This window comes from Cellulosimicrobium cellulans (assembly GCF_016921195.1).
Lineage (GTDB): Bacteria > Actinomycetota > Actinomycetes > Actinomycetales > Cellulomonadaceae > Cellulosimicrobium > Cellulosimicrobium cellulans_F.
Genome location: NZ_JAFGYF010000001.1, coordinates 817,505 through 838,745, shown reverse-complemented (window position 1 = coordinate 838,745; position 21,241 = coordinate 817,505). Strand labels below are relative to the sequence as shown.

The 21,241-nt window shown below is 74.3% G+C and carries 18 protein-coding genes; 8 read left to right on the top strand and 10 right to left on the bottom strand.

What is annotated here, in order from left to right; genetic code table 11:
* The first annotated feature begins 72 nt into the window (after nucleotides 1-72).
* Complete coding sequence (locus tag JN535_RS03580) at nucleotides 73-2,712, top strand: MMPL family transporter (RefSeq protein ID WP_205202232.1); 2,640 nt, start codon at nucleotides 73-75, stop codon at nucleotides 2,710-2,712.
* Nucleotides 2,713-2,785: 73 nt separating this feature from the next.
* Here JN535_RS03580 and JN535_RS03575 read toward each other — a convergent pair whose 3' ends face one another.
* Together JN535_RS03575 and purL are read right to left on the bottom strand one after the other, a co-directional pair.
* Nucleotides 2,786-3,793: an endonuclease/exonuclease/phosphatase family protein gene (locus tag JN535_RS03575; RefSeq protein ID WP_205202230.1), complete on the bottom strand. Its 1,008-nt coding sequence runs from the start codon at nucleotides 3,791-3,793 to the stop codon at nucleotides 2,786-2,788.
* 141 nt (nucleotides 3,794-3,934) lie between these two features.
* Nucleotides 3,935-6,301 carry a phosphoribosylformylglycinamidine synthase subunit PurL gene (purL, locus tag JN535_RS03570; protein WP_205202228.1) on the bottom strand — a complete coding sequence of 789 codons (2,367 nt, stop codon included), beginning with the start codon at nucleotides 6,299-6,301 and terminating at the stop codon, nucleotides 3,935-3,937.
* Between the two features lie 163 nt (nucleotides 6,302-6,464).
* Between purL and JN535_RS03565 the strand changes: the two genes are divergently transcribed.
* A complete protein-coding gene (locus JN535_RS03565) occupies nucleotides 6,465-6,740 on the top strand; it encodes a hypothetical protein (RefSeq protein WP_205202226.1) in 276 nt (91 codons plus the stop codon).
* A gap of 34 nt (nucleotides 6,741-6,774) precedes the next feature.
* Here the strand turns inward: JN535_RS03565 and JN535_RS03560 are convergent, their stop codons facing one another.
* The 3 genes from JN535_RS03560 to JN535_RS03550 form a co-directional block, all read right to left on the bottom strand.
* Nucleotides 6,775-7,161, bottom strand: coding sequence for a DUF1304 domain-containing protein (locus JN535_RS03560; protein ID WP_205202225.1), 387 nt, complete (start codon nucleotides 7,159-7,161; stop codon nucleotides 6,775-6,777).
* A gap of 73 nt (nucleotides 7,162-7,234) precedes the next feature.
* Entirely contained in the window at nucleotides 7,235-7,795 is a 561-nt protein-coding gene (locus tag JN535_RS03555; protein ID WP_205202224.1) for a hypothetical protein, read from the bottom strand.
* On the bottom strand, nucleotides 7,792-8,757 hold the full coding sequence (locus JN535_RS03550; protein WP_205202223.1) for a LysR family transcriptional regulator: 966 nt from the start codon (nucleotides 8,755-8,757) through the stop codon (nucleotides 7,792-7,794). The genes JN535_RS03555 and JN535_RS03550 overlap by 4 nt, the downstream gene beginning before the upstream one ends.
* 91 nt (nucleotides 8,758-8,848) lie before the next feature.
* Here JN535_RS03550 and JN535_RS03545 point away from each other — a divergent pair, with 91 nt between their 5' ends.
* From JN535_RS03545 to JN535_RS03535, 3 genes are all read left to right on the top strand, one after another.
* Complete coding sequence (locus JN535_RS03545; RefSeq protein WP_205202221.1) at nucleotides 8,849-9,988, top strand: EamA family transporter; 1,140 nt, start codon at nucleotides 8,849-8,851, stop codon at nucleotides 9,986-9,988.
* A gap of 64 nt (nucleotides 9,989-10,052) precedes the next feature.
* Nucleotides 10,053-11,516: an APC family permease gene (locus tag JN535_RS03540; protein ID WP_205202219.1), complete on the top strand. Its 1,464-nt coding sequence runs from the start codon at nucleotides 10,053-10,055 to the stop codon at nucleotides 11,514-11,516.
* Entirely contained in the window at nucleotides 11,513-11,896 is a 384-nt protein-coding gene (locus JN535_RS03535) for a DUF2568 domain-containing protein (RefSeq protein WP_205202217.1), read from the top strand. Before JN535_RS03540 ends, JN535_RS03535 begins: the two co-directional genes overlap by 4 nt.
* Nucleotides 11,897-11,929: 33 nt before the next feature.
* Here the strand turns inward: JN535_RS03535 and JN535_RS03530 are convergent, their stop codons facing one another.
* From JN535_RS03530 to JN535_RS03520, 3 genes are all read right to left on the bottom strand, one after another.
* Nucleotides 11,930-12,718: an ABC transporter permease gene (locus tag JN535_RS03530; RefSeq protein ID WP_205202215.1), complete on the bottom strand. Its 789-nt coding sequence runs from the start codon at nucleotides 12,716-12,718 to the stop codon at nucleotides 11,930-11,932.
* Nucleotides 12,715-13,800, bottom strand: a complete 1,086-nt coding sequence (locus tag JN535_RS03525; RefSeq protein WP_307868156.1) for an ATP-binding cassette domain-containing protein — start codon at nucleotides 13,798-13,800, stop codon at nucleotides 12,715-12,717. Before JN535_RS03525 ends, JN535_RS03530 begins: the two co-directional genes overlap by 4 nt.
* A gap of 203 nt (nucleotides 13,801-14,003) precedes the next feature.
* A complete protein-coding gene (locus JN535_RS03520; RefSeq protein WP_205202201.1) occupies nucleotides 14,004-14,669 on the bottom strand; it encodes a PadR family transcriptional regulator in 666 nt (221 codons plus the stop codon).
* 176 nt (nucleotides 14,670-14,845) lie between these two features.
* On the opposite strand from JN535_RS03520, the gene JN535_RS03515 reads away from it, so the two are divergent.
* Nucleotides 14,846-15,286, top strand: a complete 441-nt coding sequence (locus JN535_RS03515; protein WP_205202198.1) for an NUDIX hydrolase — start codon at nucleotides 14,846-14,848, stop codon at nucleotides 15,284-15,286.
* A complete protein-coding gene (locus tag JN535_RS03510) occupies nucleotides 15,283-16,383 on the top strand; it encodes a DUF2599 domain-containing protein (protein ID WP_205202196.1) in 1,101 nt (366 codons plus the stop codon). Before JN535_RS03515 ends, JN535_RS03510 begins: the two co-directional genes overlap by 4 nt.
* A gap of 222 nt (nucleotides 16,384-16,605) precedes the next feature.
* Here the strand turns inward: JN535_RS03510 and JN535_RS03505 are convergent, their stop codons facing one another.
* Nucleotides 16,606-18,738: an acyl-CoA dehydrogenase family protein gene (locus tag JN535_RS03505; RefSeq protein ID WP_205202194.1), complete on the bottom strand. Its 2,133-nt coding sequence runs from the start codon at nucleotides 18,736-18,738 to the stop codon at nucleotides 16,606-16,608.
* Nucleotides 18,735-19,589, bottom strand: a complete 855-nt coding sequence (locus JN535_RS03500) for a TetR/AcrR family transcriptional regulator (RefSeq protein WP_307868155.1) — start codon at nucleotides 19,587-19,589, stop codon at nucleotides 18,735-18,737. The genes JN535_RS03505 and JN535_RS03500 overlap by 4 nt, the downstream gene beginning before the upstream one ends.
* A gap of 318 nt (nucleotides 19,590-19,907) precedes the next feature.
* Here JN535_RS03500 and JN535_RS03495 point away from each other — a divergent pair, with 318 nt between their 5' ends.
* Nucleotides 19,908-21,218: an acetyl-CoA C-acetyltransferase gene (locus JN535_RS03495; protein WP_307868241.1), complete on the top strand. Its 1,311-nt coding sequence runs from the start codon at nucleotides 19,908-19,910 to the stop codon at nucleotides 21,216-21,218.
* Nucleotides 21,219-21,241: the final 23 nt, after the last annotated feature.

Here is a 21,241-nt window from a genome sequence, read left to right as displayed (position 1 = left end):
CCGCCTCCCCGTTCGACCGCCCACCGGACCGCCTCCCGGACCACCCCGGACTCCCACCCGAAGGATCCCCGCATGGCTGAACTCCTCTACCGCCTCGGACGCGCGTGCGCGCGCCGCGCGCGGACCGTCCTCGCCGCGTGGCTCGCGGTGCTCGTGCTGGCCGGGGCGGCGTTCGTCGCGTTCGGCGGCACGCTCGCGAGCAGCTTCTCCATCCCCGGCACCCCGACCGCCGAGGTCACCGAGCGTCTCCAGACGGCGCTCCCGGAGGCCGCGGGAGGGAGCGGCACCGTCGTCTTCGCCACGGACGACGGCTCCGCGTTCACGCCCGAGCAGGAGGCCGAGATCTCCGACCGCCTCGCCGCGGCCGAGGACGTCGACGGCGTCGAGGCGGCCGTCGACCCGTTCACCACGCAGGCCGAGCTCGCCGACCAGCGCCGGCAGATCGAGGACGGCCGGACCCAGATCGAGGCCGGGCGCGCGCAGATCGAGGACGGGCGCACGCAGCTCGCCGCAGGCCAGGAGCAGCTCGACGCCGCACGGGCCCGGCTCGACGAGGGCCAGTCCCAGCTCGACGCGGCGCGCGCGCAGGCCGAGGCCGCGGGCGCGCTCGACCAGGCCGCACCGCAGCTCGACGCCCAGCAGGCGGAGCTCGACGCCGGGCGCGCCGAGCTCGACACCCAGGCCGCCACGCTGGACGAGCAGGTCACCGCCCTGGAGGACCAGAGCACGGCGCTCGAGGAGCAGTCCGCGCAGCTCGAGCTCTCCGCGCCCCTGCTCGACATGGCGTCGGAGATCCGCATGGTCTCCGAGGACGGGAGCGCCGCCGTCGCGAGCGTCACGTTCACCGAGCCCAACATGAGCATCGAGCAGCAGACCAAGGACGACCTCGTCGCGGTCTTCACCGACGACCCGGTCGAGGGCGTTCAGACGGACTTCTCGTCCGACATCGCCCAGGGCGTCCCCCAGGTCTTCGGCGTGGGCGAGGCGATCGGCCTCGTCGTCGCGGCCGTCGTGCTCGTGATCATGCTCGGGACGCTCGTCGGCGCCGGGCTGCCGATCCTCACCGCGCTCATCGGGGTCGGGATCGGCGCGCTCGCCGCGATGTCGCTGTCCGGCGTCGTCGAGATGTCGTCGGTGACCCCCGTGCTCGGCCTCATGCTGGGGCTCGCGGTCGGGATCGACTACTCGCTGTTCATCGTCAACCGGCACCGCCGCCAGCTCAAGCAGGGCGACGACGTGCAGGAGTCGATCGCGCTCGCGAACGGCACGTCGGGCAACGCCGTCGTGTTCGCCGGGACCACGGTGCTCATCGCCCTGCTCGCCCTGAACGTCACCGGCATCCCGTTCCTCGGCCTCATGGGGACGGTCGGCGCGCTGTGCGTCGCGATCGCCGTCCTCATCGCCGTCACGCTCACGCCGGCCCTGCTGGGCATGATCGGCCCGCGGATCCTCAGCCGCCGCGAGCGCGCCGCGCTCGCCGGGAGTGACGCCTCGGGCGAGCCGGGCGCCACCGCCGACACCGCGCCGTCGGGCACGACCGCCCCGGCCGGGACGAAGCCCCTCCGCACCATGTCGACGCTGCGCGCGGTGGGCACGGCGATCCTCGCCGTCGCGGCGCTCGGGGTGATCGCGCTCCCCGCGCTCGACCTGCGGACCAACCTGCCCGACGGGTCGTCGGAGGCGCACGACTCCACGCAGTACCGCGCCTACTCGACGATCGCCGAGCAGTTCGGCGAGGGCACGAACGGCCCGCTGCTCGTCGTCGCCGACCTTCCGGGCGAGCCCACCGAGGCGGAGGCGCTGGAGTACCAGGTGAACGTCGCCGAGGAGCTCTTCGCACTCGACGACGTCGTCGCGGTCGCCCCGATCGGGACGTCCGAGGACCGCACGGTCGCCGCGTTCCAGGTGATCCCCGCCGAGGGGCCCACGAGCGCGTCGACCGAGGAGCTCGTGCACGACCTGCGCGCGCTCGAGCCCCTCGACGGGGACGTGACGCTGGGCGTCGCCGGCTCGGCCAGCGGCAACATCGACATCTCCGACAAGCTCGCGCAGGCGCTGCCGATCTACCTCGCGGTCGTCGTCGGGCTGTCGCTCGTCATCCTCGTGCTGGTGTTCCGGTCGATCTTCGTGCCGGTCGTCGCGACGCTCGGCTTCATCCTGTCCTACTTCGCCGCGCTCGGCGGTGTCGTCGCGATCTACCAGTGGGGCTGGCTCTCGGGGGTGTTCGGCGTCGAGACGCCGGGCCCGATCCTCAACTTCCTGCCCACGATCCTCGTCGGCATCCTGTTCGGCCTCGCGATGGACTACCAGCTCTTCCTCGGCTCGGGGATGCGCGAGGCGTACGCGCACGGCGCCCCGGCGCGCGTCGCGATCGTCCAGGGCGTGCGCGCGGGCCGGGCCGTCGTGACCGCCGCGGCGATCATCATGATCTCGGTGTTCGGCGGGTTCGTCTTCTCGCACAGCGCGATGATCCGGCCCATCGGGTTCGCGCTCGCGTTCGGCGTGCTCGTCGACGCGTTCGTCGTCCGGATGCTGCTCGTCCCTGCCCTCATGCACCTCGTGGGCGACAAGGCGTGGTGGCTCCCCCGCTGGCTGGACAAGGTCCTGCCCGACGTCGACGTCGAGGGCGCCGCCCTGGAGCGCCGCCACCCGCACCATCACGAGGCCACCCCCGAAGCCTCCTCCGAGTCCTCGGAGCCCGCACGCGGCTGACCCCGCCCGGTGCCGAACCCGGGGTTGCCGCCGGGTTCGGCACCCGAGCCCGGGGACAACCCCGGGTTCGGCGTCAGGGGCGAGGCACGTGGACCGTCGCGAGGATCGCGCGGTGGTCGCTGCCGGGAACGTGCAGGGAGGCGACGTCGGTCACGACGTTCTCGCGGTCCGTCACCACATGGTCGAGGTTGAGGACCGGCGGCACCGTGCCTGGCCGCGGCGACCACGACAGGTCGAGCCCGCCGCCCGACGCGCGCGACGCGTCGTGGAACCGGTCGCCGAGCAGCCGCCGGAACGTCGCGTGGTCGTGGGTCGCGTTGAAGTCGCCGACGAGCACCTGGGGCAACGGGTCGCCGTGCGCGCGCTCGGCGAGCGCGGCCGTCTCCTCGCCCCAGACCCGCACGTACTCCGGGATCGGCGGGATCGGGTGCACGGCGGTGACCCGTACCGGCACGCCGTCGACCTCGACGGTCGCGGACGGCATCGCGTCGTTGGAGAAGGGCTCGAGGTCGACGTCGTCGAGCGGCAGCGCGCTCCACAGCCCGCTGCCGAGCGCCCCGGATCCCACCTTCGCGTCGGCGCTGTACGGGAGCACGTCCTCGATGCCCGCGGCGACGAGGCGCTCGCGCAGGCCGGTCGTCAGCTCCAGCACCGCGAGCACCTGGACGTCCTGCTCGCGCACGAGGTCGACCAACGCGTCCGCGTCCGCCGACCCGAGCCACGCGTTGGCGCCCATCACGCGCAGCGACGCCCCGTCGTCGGGCGGCGCCGGGCCCGGCACGAACGCCGGCACGAGCCACACCGCCTGCGCGGCGACACAGACGGTGAGCAGCGCCGCGAGGACCCGTCGGCCCGCGACGAGCGTGACCGCCAGGCCGACGACGGCCGCCGCCGCGACGAACGGCGTGAACCCGACGACCTGCGCGAGCGGCGTCACGGCGTCGTACGGGACCGCGCGCACGAGGGTGAGCAGGACGACGGCGACGGTGGCCAGCGAGAGCAGCACCGTGAGCACGGGACCGCCCGGGCGCCGTCGGGCCGTGACGCGCGCGGGCGGGAGGCTCGTGGCCGCCGAGGTCATGCCCGGACTCTCCCAGCGTCGGGGCGCGCGCCGCGACCCGCCCCACCGCCCCGGCGCCGATCTCCACCGAACCCGCCCACGACCGAGCACGACGACGCCCCGGTCACCTGTGCGGTGACCGGGGCGTCGGCAGAGCGGGTGTCAGCCGAAGATGGCCGGGAGCGTGCCGCGGAAGGCCGCGTCCGCCTCGCTGAGCGGGACGGTGAACAGGCCCGTGACCTCGAGCGCCTCGCCCGACTCGGCGGCGGCGCCGGGCTCCGTGCCCGTCTCGCCGATCTTCAGCACGGGGACGCCGCGCGCGACGCACGCGTCGACGAGCTTGGACTCCTCACCACGCGGCACGGCGACGAGCGCGCGGGCCGTCGACTCGGAGAACAGCGCCTCGAACGGGGTGACGCCGTCGCGCTCGGTGAGCGCGTCGAGCGACACGGTCGCCCCGACGCCGAAGCGGAGCGACGACTCGAGGAGCGCCTGCGCGAGTCCGCCCTCGGAGAGGTCGTGCGCGGCGGACACGAGGTCGTCGCGGCTCGCGTTGACGAGCACGCCGGCGAGCGCCTTCTCCGCCGCGAGGTCCACCTGGGGCGGGAGGCCGCCGAGGTGGCCGTGCTCGACGTCGGCCCACGCCGAGCCGTCGAGCTCGGGGCGCGTGGTCCCGAGGAGGTAGATGCTCTCGCCCGTCTCGCGCCAGCCCGACGGGGTCGCGTGCGCGACGTCGTCCAGCACGCCGAGCACGCCCACGACCGGGGTCGGGTGGATCGACGAGTCGATCTGCCCCGGCTCCCCCGTGCCGTTGTAGAGCGAGACGTTGCCGCCCGTCACGGGGACGCCGAGCTCGCGGCACGCGTCCGCGAGGCCCTCGATCGCCTCGACGAGCTGCCACATCGAGTCGGGGTCCTCGGGCGAGCCGAAGTTCAGGCAGTCGGTCACCGCGAGCGGGCGGGCGCCCGTCGTCGCGACGTTGCGGTACGCCTCGGCGAGCGCGAGGCGCGCGCCCGTGCGCGGGTCGAGCTTGGCGTAACGGCCGTTGGCGTCGGTCGCGAGCGCGACGCCGAGGCCCGTGCTCTCGTCGACGCGGATCACGCCCGAGTCGTCGGGCTGCGCGAGCGCGGTGTTGCCCTGGACGAACCGGTCGTACTGGTCCGTCACCCACTCCTTCGACGCGAGGTTGGGCGACGCGAGGAGGCGCAGGGCCGTCGCGCGCAGCTCGTCGCCGGTCTCGGGGCGGGCAAGACCCGCGGCGGTGTCCGCGTTGAGCCCGTCCTGCCACGACGGGCGCGCGTACGGGCGGTGGTACACCGGGCCCTCGTGCGCGACCGTCCGCGGGTCGACGTCGACGATGCGCTCGCCGTGGTGGTCGATCGTCAGGCGGCCCGAGTCGTTGACCTCGCCGATCACGGCGGTCTCGACGTCCCACTTGCTCGTGATCGCGAGGAACTCGTCGAGCTTGTCCGGCGCGACGACCGCCATCATGCGCTCCTGCGACTCCGACATGAGGATCTCGCCCGCGTTGAGCGTGGGGTCGCGCAGCAGGACGTCGTCGAGCCACACGTGCATGCCGCCGTCGCCGTTCGAGGCGAGCTCCGACGTCGCGCAGGAGATGCCGGCGGCGCCGAGGTCCTGGATGCCCTCGACGACCTTGGCCGCGTAGAGCTCGAGGCAGCACTCGATGAGGACCTTCTCCATGAAGGGGTCGCCCACCTGGACGCTCGGGCGCTTGGCGGGCACGCCGTCCTCGAACGTCTCCGAGGCGAGGATCGAGGCGCCGCCGATCCCGTCGCCGCCCGTGCGGGCGCCGAACAGCACGACCTTGTTGCCGACGCCCGAGGCGTTGGCGAGGTGGATGTCCTCGTGGCGGAGCACGCCGAGGCACAGCGCGTTGACGAGCGGGTTGCCCTGGTACGAGGCGTCGAACACGAGCTCGCCGCCGATGTTCGGCAGGCCGAGGCTGTTGCCGTACCCGCCGACGCCGCTCACGACGCCGTGCACGACGCGCGCCGTGTCCGGGTGGTCGACCGCGCCGAAGCGAAGCTGGTCCATGACGGCGACGGGACGCGCGCCCATGGAGATGATGTCGCGCACGATGCCGCCGACGCCCGTCGCGGCGCCCTGGTAGGGCTCGACGAACGACGGGTGGTTGTGCGACTCGACCTTGAACGTCACGGCCCAGCCGTCGCCGATGTCGACGACGCCCGCGTTCTCGCCGATGCCGACGAGCAGGTGCTTCCTCATCTCGTCCGTCGTGGCCTTGCCGAACTTCGACAGGTGCACCTTGGACGACTTGTACGAGCAGTGCTCGGACCACATGACCGAGTACATCGCGAGCTCCGCGGCCGTGGGGCGGCGCCCCAGGATGTCGCGGATGCGCTGGTACTCGTCGGGCTTGAGGCCGAGCTCGGCGTACGGCTGGACCTCGTCGGGGGTGGCGGCGGCGCGCTCGACGGTGTCGAGCGTCGGTGCGGCGGGACGAGCCTCGGAGCGTGCGGAAGCCTGGGGTGCGGGGGCGGTCATCGTTTCCCTCGGGTGGGCGCTGAGCGGGGAGCGCACGACGGCGCGCGGCCAGTCTACCGGCGCCCGGGGCGAGGCCGTCCGCGCGTCTCGCGGCGCGGTCGACCGAGGAGCGAGACGAGCGTCTCGCCGTGCGGAAACCCGACTTCCGGGTTCGGATGGAGACGTGACCACCCTTCTCGAACCGACGTCCGGCACCGCCCGCACCACGATCAGCGACCTCCTCGACCCGCACCTCGAGCGGCTCGGCCACGAGCTCACGCTCGTCGAGCGCCAGCTCCGCGGCTACTCCCGGCGCACGGGCTCCTACGTGGGCCACGGCGCCGTCGAGATCGTCGAGCCGGCGGAGGGGCGCTACCGGGAGGAGCTCGAGGCGGAGCGCGAGCGCATCCTGTCGCGGATCGAGATGCTCAGCGCGATGCGCGTCGCCGCCTCCTCCTGACCGTCGCCGCGGGCGACCCGGAGCGCGGGCCGGCTCAGAGCGTCAGCCCCAGCACGACGCCCAGCACGCCGAGCGCGGGCGGCACCAGCTGGACCAGGGCCGCGCGCGCCTTCGACGGCGACGAGAGGATCAGCACGAGCCCGGCCGCGACCATCGACCCCGCCCCGGCGACGACGAGCGTGAGGCCCACGTCCTGCCGGTCCGCCGCGTAGAGGACGACGCCGAGCACGACGAGGACCGCGAGGAACAGGTTGTAGAAGCCCTGGTTGAACGCGAGCTCCCTGGTGGCTTCGGCCTCCTCGCGCGACGTGCCGAACGTCGCACGCGTGCGTGCGCTCGTCCACGTGAGCGACTCCATGACGAAGATGTACACGTGGATCGCCGCGGCGACCCCCGCGAGCGCCAGCCCGAACCCGATCACGGTCGGCTCCTCCCGGTCCGCGAGGCCGCACGGTGCACGACCTCACGCCGGCGGGCCGGCCCGGGTCGTTGCCTCAGCGGTCCTCAGCGTTCCACAGCAGCGGCTCCGCCGCCGCGAGCGCCACGGCGAGCGCGCCGAGCACGAGCCCGACGCGCGTGTGCGGCAGGCGCACGCCCCGGGCGCGCAGCCGCTCGCCGCGGCGGTAGACCCACTTCTCCCCCACCACGATGAGCGTCGTCGCGAGCGCGACACCGGCGACGGCGCCCCCGACGACCACCGCGGGCGGGGCGGGCGTCGCCTCGTCGTGGTCGGGGACGTACGTGTTGTCCTCGCGCGCGGCGCCGGGCGCTCCGTCGGCCGGACGGTCGGGCGAGGCGTCGGGGTCGGCACCGGTCGCACCCGCTTCCCGGGCCGCGTCCCGCAGCGCCCGCACGCCCTCGCGCGCCTCGATCCCCTCCGCCGTCGAGGTCAGGGTGAGCACGACGCCCGCGGTCCCGACCGCCGTCTTGGCGAGCGCGCGGGCCCAGCGCGGCCGCACGACGTCGGGCACGGCGTACCAGGCGACGGTCATCAGGCCCGCGATCGCCACGGTGCGCGGGTCGGCGGACCTCCGGGTCGGCTCGTGCTCGGTCATCGTGCCCCTTCGTCGGACGGTGCGGTGGCAGGTGGGCTCGCGGTACCCAACGGCTCGGGCCCGCGTCGAGTTCCTGCGTCGCGCAGCCTCTCGCGCAGGTAGCGGACCGCCGGGGCGTCGGTCATGGTCGCGCGCCACACGACGGTGACCGGGCGGGTCGGGACGGGCTCGCGCACGGGCACGGCGACGACGTCGGCGGGCAGCGGACCGCGCCCGAGGCGCGGCACGAGCGCGACGGCGAGTCCCTGCGCCACGACCTCGACCTGCGACGCGAACTCGAGGCACCGGAAGTCGATGCGCGGGACGCGCGGCTCCCGCGCGAACATGTGGCAGAACCACTCGTAGCAGATGGTGCCGTCGGGCGTGCAGACCCAGGTCTCGTCGAGCAGGTCGGGCGGGGTGAGCGCGGGCCTGGCCGCGAGCGGGCTCGACGCGTGCACGAGCACGTCGGCCTCGTCGCGGAAGAGCTCCTCGGCGCGCAGGCTCGGCGGCAGCGCGAGGCCGACGCCCTCCCAGTGGTGCACGAGCGCGAGGTCCAGGGTGCCCGCCGCGACGGCCGCGACCGCGTCCCACGGCTCGGCCTCCTCGACGACGAGCCGCAGGTCGGGGACGTCCTCGCGCACGCGCGCGACGAGCGGTGCGACGACGCCGCGCACCGCCGTCGAGAACGACCCCAGCCGCACGGTCCCGGTCGGGCGGGCGCCGGCGTCATGCAGGCGGGCGCGCAGCGACTCGACCTGCTCGCGCAGCACGCGGCCCTCCTCGACCACGCGCCGCCCCGCGGCCGTGAGCACGACGCCGCGGCCCTCCCGGTCGAGCAGCCGCGCGCCGAGGTCGCGCTCGAGGCGCTTGACCTGCTGCGAGACGGCGGACGGCGTGTAGCCGAGGTCACGCGCGGCGGCGTGCACGGTCCCGGTGCGCTCGACGGCGAGCAGGGCGTCCACGGCGGCGAGGTCGATCATGCGACCGATGCTATCCAGAAGCGTAGCTACCGGGAATCGTGCACGACTGTGCGCTGGACGTGCACGATGCCGCGGGCGCACCCTCGATGCCATGCCGCTGCGCCCGTCGCTCCTCGCCGTCCTCGTCGCCGTCGTCTGGGGCGTGAACTTCGTCGTCATCGACCTCGGGCTCGGCGACATGCCGCCGACGCTGTTCGTCGCCCTGCGCTTCCTCGTCGTCCTGGTCCCGGCGGTGTTCCTCGTCCCGCGGCCCCGCGCGCGGTGGCGGGACGTGCTGCTCGTCGGCGCGTTCATGAGCCTCGGCCAGTTCGGCCTCCTCTACACCGCCCTCTCGCTCGGCATGCCCGCCGGGCTCGCGTCCCTCGTGCTCCAGGCCCAGGTCGGCCTGACCGTGCTGTTCGCCGCCGCGGCGCTGCGCGAGGTCCCGACGCGCTCGCAGCTCGTCGGGGTGCTCGTCGGCGCCGCAGGGCTCGTGGTGGTCGGCGTGGGACGCAGCGCGTCGACGCCCGCCCTCGCGTTCGTCGTGACGCTCGCCGCCGCGGCGTCGTGGGCGGTGGGCAACGTCGTCGCGCGACGCGCCGGGAGCCGCCGCGACCACGGCTCTACCTCGCGCGACCAGGGCTCTACCCCGCGCGACCAGGGTTCTACCTCGCGCGACCAGCGCTCTACCTCGCGCAACCAGCGCTCTACCTCGCGCAACCAGGGTTCTACCTCGCGGCCCGGGCTGGACGGGTTGTCGATGACCGTGTGGTCGGCCGTCGTCGTGCCCGTCCCCATGCTCGGGCTGTCCCTCGCGCTCGACGGGCCGGACGCCGTCGGGCACGCGCTCACGCACCTCACGCTCGCGCCGGTCTTGTCGACCCTGTACACGGCGTGGCTCGCGAGCCTCGTGGGCTACGGGATCTGGAACACGTTGCTCGCGCGGTACCCCGCGTCGGCGGTCGTGCCGTTCACGATGCTCGTGCCGCCGGTGGGCATGCTCGCCGCGTGGCTCGTGCTCGACGAGGTGCCGAACGCGGCGGAGCTGTCGGGCGGCGCCGTCCTCCTGCTGGGCGTCGCGACGACGACCGGCGTCCTGCACCGGCGACCGCGTGCCGCCCGCCCGGCCGCCGAACCCGGGGTTGTCGCACCCCACGCGGCCGAACCCGGCGACAACCCCGGGTTCGGCGAGGTTCCTGACGACAGGCCCGGGTTCGGCAGCCTGGGGGCGACACGCGTCCGGTCGCGCTGACAGGAGGCTGTGGCCGGGGGTTTCATGGAGGTCCGGGGACGTCCGAGACGCGAGGGAGCCTCTCATGAGCCAGACCGCGGGTCGCACGCAGGAACGGCAGCAGCCGGAGCTCAAGCGCGTCATGGGGCCCAAGCTCCTGCTCCTGTTCATCGTCGGGGACATCCTCGGCACGGGCGTCTACGCGCTCACGGGCCAGGTCGCGGGCGAGGTCGGCGGGGCGGCGTGGCTGCCGTTCCTGCTCGCGTTCGTGGTCGCGACGATCACCGCGTTCTCCTACCTCGAGCTCGTCACCAAGTACCCGAGCGCCGCCGGCGCGGCGCTCTACACGCACAAGGCGTTCGGCATCCACCTGCTGACGTTCGTCGTCGCGTTCATGGTCATGAGCTCGGGCATCACGTCGGCGTCGACGGCGTCCAACGCGTTCGCGGGGTTCGTCTCGGACGGGTTCGGCCTCGGGCTCCCGACGGGCGGCAACGGCAGGCTCCTCATCGCGCTCGGCTTCATGGCCCTCGTCGCGCTGGTGAACCTGCGGGGCGTCGGCGAGAGCGTCCGGACGAACGTCGTGCTGTCGCTCGTCGAGCTCTCCGGCCTGCTGCTGGTGATCTTCGTGGGGCTGTGGGCGGCGACGCAGGGCCGCGCCGACTTCTCGCGCGTCGTCGTGTTCGAGAGCGCGGACGACAAGAGCGTGTTCCTCGCCGTGACGGCTGCGACGACGCTCGCGTTCTTCGCGATGGTCGGGTTCGAGGACTCGGTGAACATGGCCGAGGAGTGCAAGGACCCCGTGCGCGACTTCCCGCGCATGATGCTCACCGGGCTGTCGATCACGGGTGCGATCTACGTGCTCGTCGCGATCACCGCCGTCGCGCTCGTCCCCGTCGGCGACCTCGTGGACGATTCCAAGGGCTCGGCGCTCACGCAGGTCGTGGCGGCGGGGGCGCCGAACCTGCCGTTCGACACGATCTTCCCGTTCATCGGCATGTTCGCCGTCGCGAACTCGGCGCTCATCAACATGCTCATGGCGTCCCGCCTGCTCTACGGCATGGCGAACCAGGGCGTGCTGCCGCGAGCGTTCGGCCAGGTCCACCCGTTCCGGCGGACGCCGTGGGTGTCGATCCTCGTCACGACGGCCATCGCGTTCGCGCTCATCGCGTACGTCGTGCGGCAGTCGGGGACCGAGGCGGGCACCACCGCGATCGCGCTGCTCGGCGGCACGACGTCGCTGCTCCTGCTCGTCGTGTTCACGATCGTCAACGTCGCGCTCCTCGTGCTGCGCCGCGACCGTGTCGACCACGAGCACTTCCGCACCCGCACGTGGCTCGCCGTCCTCGGGGCGCTCACGTGCGCGTACCTCGCGGGGCCGTGGGCACGCAGCGCCGAGCAGCAGGAGCAGTACGTCATCGCGGGCGCGCTCGTCGGCCTCGGGATCTTGCTCTCGTTCGTCACGTGGCTGTACAACCGTGCGGTGCGCCACCGCCAGACCGCGTTCTCGGACGTGTCCCACCTCGAGGACGACGTCGAGGAGCGATGAGCAGCCCGTCCACCGACGACCGTCCCCGTCGTGACGTCCCGCGCGTCGGCGCCGCCGACGTCGTCGCGTTCCTCTGCGAGCTCGCGCTCCTCGCGCTGGTCGCCCTCGTGGGCTGGCGTCTCGGCGGCGCGTCCGGCCCGGGCGGCGTCGCACTCTCGCTCGTCCTCGCCGTCGCTCTGCCCGCCCTCGTCGTGGTCGTGTGGGGGCGCTGGTTCGCGCGGACCGCGACCCGGCGCCTCGCACAGCCCTGGCGGCTCGATGCGCAGGTCGCGCTGTTCGTCGCCGCAGGCCTCGCGGCCGCGGGCGTCGGTCTCGTCTGGTGGGGCGTGGGCCTCGCGCTCGTCGGCACGACGGCGTTCGCGCTCACCCGGGACCGCTGACCCGGGCGGGGCGACCGCCGTCGTGCCCGGTCGTCAGGCCGAGCGCTGCCGCGTGCGGAACGCCTGCGTCGCGAGCCAGCCCATGACGACCGCCGCGAGCGCGAGGAGCCCGAGCCGTCCCCACACCACGCCCCAGTCGGGCGACGCAGCGAGCGCCGCGCGCCCGGCGACGACGGCCCAGTCGAACGGGTTGTACCGCGCGACGTCCGCCACCCAGCCCGCGGACAGCCGCGTGTCCATCACGGCCGACGACAGGAACATGAGCGGCAGCGTGATGAGCTGCGAGATGCCGATGAGCGCCTCCTGCTGACCGGTGAGCAGGGCCGTCGCGTTGCTCAGCGCCGAGAACAGCGCCGTGAGCAGGACGACCGCGAGCAGGAGGGCGAGGACGCCGAGCGTCGTCTCGCCCGGCGTGCTGCCGAACCGCGCCCCGCACAGCCACGCGACCGCGAGCACGACGAGCGCCTGCCCGACCGCGATGACGGCCTGGTAGATCATCGTCGATGCCATGAGCGCACCGCGCGACGCCGGCGACGTGAGGAAGCGGTCCATGACGCCACGGTCCATGTCCTGGACGTACGACGTGCCGGCCCACGCGGCCCCGAACATCGCCGTCATCATGACGACGCCGGGCGTGATGAACTCGAGGTACGTCCCGCCCGCGGCGAACCCGGGGATCTCCACGACAGACCGGAAGAGCTGGCCGAACAGCAGCAGCCAGATCATGGGCTGGACGAGGTTCATGACCATGAACACGGGGATGCGCACACCCTGGCGCAGCGCCCGAGCGGTGAGCAGCCCGGTGTGCACGACGGCGGTCATGCGGCCACCCCCTCGACGGTCGCGCCGGCATCGGCCCCCGAGCCGCCCCCCGGCGTCGCGCCCGCGGAGGACTGCGCGGCCGTGAACGTCCGGCCGGTGTGGCGCAGGTACACGTCGTCGAGGCTCGGGCGCGCGAGCGTCGCCGACGCGACGGGGAGGCCCGCGGCGTCGAGCGCGGTGAGGACGGCGGGCAGCGCGACGGCGCCCGAGTCGGCACGGGCGCGCAGGGTGCGGCCCTCGACGTGCACGTCGCGGACGCCTGCGCACGTGCCGACCGCGGCGGTGACGCGGTCGGCGACGGCGGCGCCGCCGTCGGGCAACCCGACCCCGGGGGCGAGCTCGACGACGATCCCGTCGCCGCGCAGCTCGTCCTTCAGCGCGTCGGGCGTCCCCGCGACCGCCACGCGGCCGTGGTCGACGATCGCGAGGTTCGCCGCGAGGCGGTCGGCCTCCTCGAGGTAGTGCGTGGTGAGGAGGATCGTCATGCTCTCGCGCGCGGTCATGCGCTCGATCTCGGCCCACATCTCGGCGCGCGCCTCGGGGTCGAGCCCGGTCGTCGGCTCGTCGAGGAACAGGACCCGGGGACGGTGGACGATCCCCATCGCGACGTCCAGCTTGCGCGCCATGCCGCCGCTGTACGTCCGCACGAGGCGGTCGGCCGCGTCCGTGAGCGAGAACCGGTCGAGCAGCTCGGTCGCGCGGGCGCGGGCGTCGCGCGCGCCGAGGCCCTGGAGCCGGCCCGCGAGGACGAGGTTCTCGCGACCGCTGTCCATCGGGTCGGTCACGGGCTTCTGCGCGACGTACCCGATCGCGCGTCGCACGCGCTCGGGGTGGCGCGCGACGTCGATCCCCGCGACGCTCGCCGTGCCGGAGTCCGCGCGGCTGAGCGTCGTGAGGATCTTGGCCGTCGTCGACTTGCCCGCCCCGTTGGGGCCGAGGAGCGCGAACACGGTGCCCGCGGGGACGGCGAACGACAGGCCGTCGAGCGCGGCCACGGGCGGGCGGCCACGGCCGCCCGGGTAGGTCTTGCGCAGGTCGACGGCGTCGATCGCCGTCGCCTGCGTCCGGGTGGTGGAGGGCACGATGAGGCTCCTTCTCTCGGGAGCCGTCTCGCCGGGTGGCCCCTCCCGCGCGGATAGCATGGGAGAGCCCTGGTGACTGTTGACGCAGCGGTTCCGTCGGTTCCGGCGGGACGACTCGGGCTCGGTGGCCCGGATGTTGGCGCATCCGGGCCACCACTCTTTCTCCGTCCGGCGCGCGCTCGGTCGAGCGTGCGCCGGTGGTCTCAGGGGGTGGGGTCGGCGGGCAGGTGGCGGCGCACGACCTCCTCGATCTCCTCGGGCGACGCGCCCGCGGCGCGCAGACGCGCCATCTCGGCCCAGCCGTCCTGGCCGCCGACCTCGCCCGCCTCCAGGCGTGCGGCGAACCGGTCGATCCACCCGCGCTCCGCGCGCAGCATGGCCAGCCGGTAGTCGGCCTCGACGAGGAAGATCTCCGGCAGCCCGGCCGCGGCAGCGCCGGTGAGCCCGGCGTCGCGCGTGCGGATCTCGTTGTCGAGCGACGCGAGGCGTGCACGCAGGAGCGCCGCGACCTCCTCGGGCGAGAGCATCGCGATGAGCGACAGCCCCGCCTCGACGTCCGGGTACTCCTTGGACGGCACGGCCAGCAGCTCGCGCAGCCACGCGGCCGCCTCGACCTTGCCCGCCTCCGTGATCTCGTAGACGACGCGCTCGGGCCGGTTGCCCTCGCGCTCCGAGTGCGACGGCGTGATGAAGCCGTGCTTCTCGAGCGACTTGATGACGGAGTACAGCGAGCCGAAGTTGAGCCGGATGCTGTCGTCCTTGCCCCGCTCACGCAGGGTCGTCGTGATCTCGTACGGGTACATGGGTCGCTCGGCGAGGCTCGCGAGGACCGCGAGCGCGAGCGGGTTGGACACAGGACGACGGGACATGACTCACCTCCGAATACTCGACCCAGAGTACTCGACGCCGATTGCTCGCACAAGAGTGCCGTCGGCAGCGCCGAACATGGGGTTGTCGACCGTCCGGGAGCCGGGACGGTCGGTATCCCCATGCTCGGCGTGCCGGGACCGCATGTTCGACGACGGCCGTCGCGCATGATGGGTCCATGCAGACCCGCGTCGCCGCCTACGCCGTGATCGTCCGCGAGGACGGGAGGATGCTCCTCCCGCACTGGAGCGAGGGGGGCCGCGGCGGCTGGACGCTGCCCGGCGGCGGCATCGGCCCCGGTGAGCACCCGGCCGCCGCGGCCGTCCGGGAGGTGCGCGAGGAGACCGGCTACGACGTCGAGCTCGACGGCCTGCTCGGCGTCGACAGCATCGTGGTCGACGCCGCCGACCGGATCCGGCCCGAGGACCGCGACCGGTCGCTGCACGCGATCCGCATCGTCTACCAGGCCCATGTCGTGGGCGGCGAGCTGCGCGTCGAGGAGGACGAGTCGACCGACGACGTCGGGTGGTTCACCCCGGACGAGGTGGACGCGCTCGCCCGCGTCGGCCTCGTCGACGTGGCCCGCCGCTGGGCCGGCCTGCTCCCCGTGCCGTCGTGACATGGCCGGGGCGGGCCCGGGCGCGCGGGCGCGCGGGGGTGACGGCGCTGGGCGCGCTCGCGGTCGGCGTCCTGGTCCCGGTCGCGCTCGCCGCGTGCACGCCCGACGACGGCCGGTCACCGAGCCCGGACGCGGCCCCGTCGGCAGCCGCGGACGTCCTGTCCCCCGGTCCCGGTGACGGCACCACCGCGGAGGACGGTGGCGCGGGAGCCGCGGAGGACCGGGGCGGCAGCGCCGCGGAGCCCGAGGTCGTCAGAGTGCCCGTGGGGACGACGACCGTCGAGATCGCCGTCTCCCCGCTCCCCTCGGCCGCGCCGGGCGAGGCGGCGCCGTCGCGGGTCTCGACCGACGACGAGGGCGCGTCCGACGTCATGCTCGCCCTCGCGGACGCCCCGGCTCTCGTCTCCGTCGAGGGCGGGTCGCTCGTGCGGCACGCCGACGGCACCCTGACCGTCCTGGACGACGGCGGCGCGCCCGCCGGCGGGTTCGGCGCCCCGCGCGTCGTGGGCCCGCACGGCGAGCCTCGCCGTGCCGGCACGGACGACGGGACCGGCACGGACGACGCGGGCGGGACGGACGACCGCGCCACGGCGGGCACCCTCGCGGCGGGGACCCCGGGCGTCCGGGTCGCGCTCGTCGACGCGCGCCGCGCGGAGGTGGCTCTCGTGCCCGCGGCGGGGACGTCGTCGGGCACCTCGTCAGCCGCCGACGCGACGAGCAGCGCGCCGGGCGCCACGACGGACGGCGCGGGCTCGGGCGGGACGGGAGCGGAGGGCGACGGACCCACCGCGGCGTGGGACGTCGTCGTCGCGCTCGGCACGCAGGCGGTGCGGAGCACCGACTGGGGCGAGCGCGAGGGTGGGCGGTCGCTCGCCGTCGACCCGACCGCGTGGGCGCGCGCCGCGGGCCAGGCGGGCCGGGAGCTCGTGTGGGCGCAGGTCGTCGCCGCCGAGCCGGAGGCCGACACCCCGACGATGCACGACCAGCTCGTGTGCCACGCCGTCGGCGCCCCGGACAAGGCGACGTGGAACCTCGAGCCGTGGCGGCCCGACGTCGGGCTGCTCGCCACGATGGCGGCGCGCTGCAACCCCGCCTGAGCGCGACGGCCCGGGCCACGACGAGGACGACGCCGCTCGCGGTCGAGCACGCCGTGAGGGTCGTCCCGAGACTCAGGACGACCCTGACGCCGTGCTCGGTGGGAGCGGGGACGGCAACGGCCCGGGCGGCACGACGGCTGGTGGACGTCGTGCCGCCCAGGCCTGACCTCGGCGGCGGTACCGCTCCGCTGCTGTGCCGAGGACGTTCCGGGGACGGGCCGGTCAGCGGGCCTGCGGGCCGCCCTTCGCGGCCTTGCGCAGCGACTTCTCGCTCCGCGGCTCGTCGCCGCTCGCGCGCAGGCGCCGGTAGTAGTCGCGCGCCTCGTCCTGGCGCTCCTTCTCGATGCCGGTCGCGATCGTCGCGCGCAGGTGCTCGGGGCCGTAGCCCCACGCGTCGACGAGGTCCTGCGCGTGGGGGCGCAGCCGGTCGATGAGGCGGTCGAGGTAGCTCGTCACCGTCCGGGCGCGCTGCGCCGAGAGGCGGCCGTTGAGGAGGTACCAGGCGAGGTGCCGCTCGACGAGGCTGAGGCCGAACAGGTCGCGGACCGTGGTGAGGACCTCGCGCGTGCCCGCGTCCTCGATCGTCTCGAGCGCCTGCGTGAAGGCCTCCCACCGCAGCAGCTCGGCGTGGGCGCGGGCGGCCTCGACGAGCTCGACCTGGTGGGCGTTGAACAGGTTCGTCGCCGTCTCGGGGTCGGCCTTCTGCGCGGGACGCAGCGCCTGCGCGACGTCCGCCACCATCGTCTCGACCCGGTCGGTGAGCAGCGCGCGCTGCGTCTCGGGGTCGCGCAGGTGGCCGGCGGCGCGGCGCGGGTCGCCGACGTCGGCCAGCGCCTGCGCCGCCCGCTTGAGCGGCGTGCGGTGCAGGGCCATGTCGCCCGCGCGCTCGACGACGACGCGCGCCATCTGCCCCGGGGTGATGCCCTTGAACTGCTTGCCGTAGTCGGCGAGCAGGCGCTTGGCGACCAGCTGGAGCAGGACCGTGTTGTCGCCCTCGAACGTCGCGTAGACGTCGAGGTCCGCGCGCAGGCTCGTGATCCGGTTGGCGGTGATGAAGCCGGCGCCGCCGCACGCCTCACGCGTCTCCTGGAGCACGTCGAGCGCGAACCGCGTGCTCGTGGCCTTGAGCGCGGCGGCCGTCGTCTCGAGGTCCTCGCGCTGCTCCGGGGTGTCCTCCTCGCCGGAGAACACGGAGTGGAACAGGTCGAGCAGGCGGTCGTGCGCGAAGTGCGCCGCGTACGTCTCGGCGATGGGCACGATGAGGCGTCGCTTGTGCGTGCCGTAGTCGAGGAGCACGACCTCCTCCGTGGCGCTCGCGCCCGTGAACTGGCGGCGCTCGTTCCCGTAGCGCACGGCGATCGCGAGGCCGAGCTTCGCGGCCGTGACCGCAGCGCCGTCGAGCGACACGCGACCCTGGACCAGCGAGCCGAGCATCGTGAAGAACCGGCGACCCGGGCTCTCGATCGGGCTCGAGTACGTGCCGTCGGGCGCGACGGAACCATAGCGCGCGAGCAGGTCCGTCCGGGGGATCCGCACGTGGTCGAAGTGCAGGCGGCCGTTGTCGATGCCGTTGAGCCCGCCCTTCTGCCCGTCGTCCTCGCCGCCCACGCCCGGCAGGAACGGCAGCCGGCCGAGCTCGTCGCGCTCGCCCGCGACGTCGCGGATCGGCACGTAGAACGCGTGCACGCCGTGGTTGACGTTCTTCGTGACGAGCTGCGCGAACACGACCGCGGCGACGCCGTGGACGCCCGCGTTACCGAGAAACTCCTTCCACGCCCCGCGGAACGGGGTGTGGATGACGAACTCCTCGGTCTCCGGGTCGTAGGTCGCCGTGGTGGCGATGCTCGCGACGTCGGACCCGTGGCCGATCTCGGTCATCGCGAACGCGCCCGGCACCGACAGGTCCATCGCGCCCGGCAGGAGGCGGTCCTGCTGCTCCGGGGTGCCCAGGTGCAGGATCGCCGCACCGAAGAGCCCCCACTGCACGCCGGCCTTGATCTGGAGCGACGGGTCGGCGGCGACGAGCTCCTCGAACCCGGCGAGGTTGCCGCCCGGGTCGTCGGCGCCGCCGAGGCGCTCGGGGTAGGCGCGCCACACCTGGCCCTTGCCGACGAGCAGGCGCATCTGCTCGAGGACGCGCTCGCGGTGCTCCCGCAGGCTCTGGCCCTCGATGCGCTGGAACGCCTCCTCGCCCGCGGTGGCGCGCGCCGTCGCGCGCAGGTCGGCCCAGCGGCCGAGCAGGTGCTTCTCGAGGGCGGCGACGTCGACGCGCGCCTCGCCCTGCGGCGTCGCGCTCGCGTCACCGGTGGGCGTCGCGCGCTGCGCGAGGGCGGGACGGTCGGACGTGGCGGTCATGGCTTCTCCTTGAGGTCTGAGGCGGTCGCCGGGTGCTCAGGGCGGGCGGTCGGGGGACGGACGCCGTCGCGACGGGTCGCGGGCGACGTGCGTCGGTCGTCGTGGGGGCGGGCGGCGCCCGGGTTGTGGGAGAGGACGCCGACGGGCCCGGCCCAGAGCCAGGCCGCGACGCGCTCGGTGAGCTGCTCGCGGTCGGGGACGTCGGCCCGGTCACGATGGCCGAGCCACCACTCCCCCGCGCCGCGCACGAAGCCGACGGCCCCGGCCGCCCAGGCCGCGGCGTCGGCGGGCGAGACGTCGGTGACGCGCGCGAACGGCTCGGCGACGAGCTCGATCACGGAGTCGAGGAACGCCGCGAGGGGCGCACGGTCGGCGCCGCTCGTGCCGTTCGTCGTGAGGCCGCTCGCCGCGAGCTGGGCCGCCGGCTCCTCCGTGCCCGCGACCGCGCTCGTCCGGGTCACGAAGTAGTAGACGTTGGGCGAGCTCTCGATCATCTCGAGGTAGACGCCGACCATTGCGCGCAGCGCGCGCCGGGGCGTCTCGGCCGACTCAGCCGCCTGGGTCAGCGCGTCGTGCATCTGCCCCACGACGGCGGCGCCCAGGGCCACCTGGAGGCCGGTCTTGTCGTCGAAGTAGCGGTAGATGATCGACTTCGACGTCCCCGACGCCGCCGCGATCTCGTCCATGGAGACCCCGGGGCCTCCCCGATGCACGGCCTTGCTCGCCGCCCGGATGAGCTCCGCGCGGCGCGCCGCCCGGTGCTCGTCCCAGCGGGTCGACCGGCCGTCCACCGCCGCGCCCGGCTGCACCCGTCCTCGGGTGGCCGCTCGCGCGTCGGCACCTGTGTTCACGTCGCCCTCCGTTGCGCCCGACCTCGATGTCGTCGGTGCCCGGTCCTCCGGCACCGCGTCGGGGCAGGGCACGGCCCTGTGACCCGACTCACGAAACCGAGAGTATCAGGTACTCTTGGTATTGGACACCAGCCGGCCCTCTTCCCCCGCCACCGCGCAACCTCGTGCCGGGGCGCTCCCCCGGGGCCGGACCGACGCAGCGCAGCGAGCACGGACAGGAAGTGAGGCACAGTGGCCAACCGCACCAGCCCCCGCCAGACCCCCGAGCAGTCCCCCGAGCGGCCCTCGGCGAACAGCACCCCACGCGACGCCTGGGTCGTGGGCGGGAACCGCATCCCGTTCGCCCGCGCGGGCAAGAAGTACTCCTCGGCGAGCAACCAGGAGATGTTCACGGCCGCGCTCGAGGGCCTGGTCGCGCGCTTCGGCCTCCAGGGCGAGCGGCTCGGCGAGGTCGTCGGCGGCGCGGTGCTCAAGCACTCGCGCGACTTCAACCTGGTCCGCGAGTCCGTGCTCGGCTCGTCGCTCTCCCCCGAGACCCCGGCCTACGACCTCCAGCAGGCGTGCGCGACCGGTCTCGAGGCGACGATCACCGTCGCGAACAAGATCCGCCTCGGCCAGGTCGAGTCGGGCGTCGCGGGCGGCTCGGACACCGTGTCCGACGCCCCGATCGCCGTGAGCGAGGGTCTGCGCCGGGCGCTGCTCGAGGCGAGCCACGCGAAGACCTTCGGCCAGCGCGTCAAGGCGTTCACCAAGGTGCGCCCCTCCGACCTCGCTCCCCTGACCCCCGCGACGGACGAGCCGCGCACGGGCCTGTCCATGGGCGAGCACCAGGCGATCACGACGGCGCGCTGGGGCATCACGCGCGAGGCGCAGGACGAGCTCGCGCTCGCGAGCCACGAGCACCTCGCGGCCGCGTGGGACGCCGGCTTCTTCGACGACCTCGTCACCCCGTTCCGCGGGCTCGTGCGCGACGACAACCTGCGCACCGACACGTCGCTCGAGAAGCTCGCCGCGCTGAAGCCGGTGTACGGCAAGCGCCTCGCGGGCACGCCCGAGGGTGCCGAGCCGACCATGACGGCGGGCAACTCGACCCCGCTGACCGACGGCGCGTCCACGGTCCTGCTCGCGTCCGCCGAGTGGGCGCGCGAGCGCGACCTCCCGCTGCTCGCACGCGTCGTCGACGCCGAGACCGCAGCGGTGGACTTCGTGCACGGGCACGAGGGCCTGCTCATGGCCCCGGCCCACGCCGTCCCGCGCCTGCTCGCGCGCAACGGCCTCGCGCTCGGCGACTTCGACCTCTACGAGATCCACGAGGCGTTCGCGTCCACCGTGCTCACGACGCTCAAGGCCTGGGAGGACGACGAGTACTGCCGCACCGAGCTCGGGCTCGACGGCGCGCTCGGCTCGATCGACCGCTCGCGGCTCAACGTCAACGGCTCCTCGCTCGCCGCGGGCCACCCGTTCGCCGCGACCGGCGGGCGCATCGTCGCGACGGCGGCCAAGCTCCTGGCGCAGCGCACCGCCGAGACGGGGGCACCCGCGCGCGCGCTGATCTCCGTGTGCGCCGCGGGCGGCCTCGGCGTCGCCGCGATCCTCGAGTCCGTCCCCGCGACCGACGCCCCCGCCTGACGCCCCGACGACCGAGAGGAACC

Bases quoted from the DNA above. Each gene is read 5' to 3' on its own strand.
- JN535_RS03580 (WP_205202232.1), top strand. From the start codon at position 73: ATGGCTGAACTCCTCTACCGCCTCGGACGCGCGTGCGCGCGCCGCGCG.
- JN535_RS03575 (WP_205202230.1), bottom strand. From the start codon at position 3,793: ATGACCTCGGCGGCCACGAGCCTCCCGCCCGCGCGCGTCACGGCCCGA.
- purL (WP_205202228.1), bottom strand. From the start codon at position 6,301: ATGACCGCCCCCGCACCCCAGGCTTCCGCACGCTCCGAGGCTCGTCCC.
- JN535_RS03555 (WP_205202224.1), bottom strand. From the start codon at position 7,795: ATGACCGAGCACGAGCCGACCCGGAGGTCCGCCGACCCGCGCACCGTG.
- JN535_RS03550 (WP_205202223.1), bottom strand. From the start codon at position 8,757: ATGATCGACCTCGCCGCCGTGGACGCCCTGCTCGCCGTCGAGCGCACC.
- JN535_RS03545 (WP_205202221.1), top strand. From the start codon at position 8,849: ATGCCGCTGCGCCCGTCGCTCCTCGCCGTCCTCGTCGCCGTCGTCTGG.
- JN535_RS03540 (WP_205202219.1), top strand. From the start codon at position 10,053: ATGAGCCAGACCGCGGGTCGCACGCAGGAACGGCAGCAGCCGGAGCTC.
- JN535_RS03535 (WP_205202217.1), top strand. From the start codon at position 11,513: ATGAGCAGCCCGTCCACCGACGACCGTCCCCGTCGTGACGTCCCGCGC.
- JN535_RS03530 (WP_205202215.1), bottom strand. From the start codon at position 12,718: ATGACCGCCGTCGTGCACACCGGGCTGCTCACCGCTCGGGCGCTGCGC.
- JN535_RS03520 (WP_205202201.1), bottom strand. From the start codon at position 14,669: ATGTCCCGTCGTCCTGTGTCCAACCCGCTCGCGCTCGCGGTCCTCGCG.
- JN535_RS03515 (WP_205202198.1), top strand. From the start codon at position 14,846: ATGCAGACCCGCGTCGCCGCCTACGCCGTGATCGTCCGCGAGGACGGG.
- JN535_RS03505 (WP_205202194.1), bottom strand. From the start codon at position 18,738: ATGACCGCCACGTCCGACCGTCCCGCCCTCGCGCAGCGCGCGACGCCC.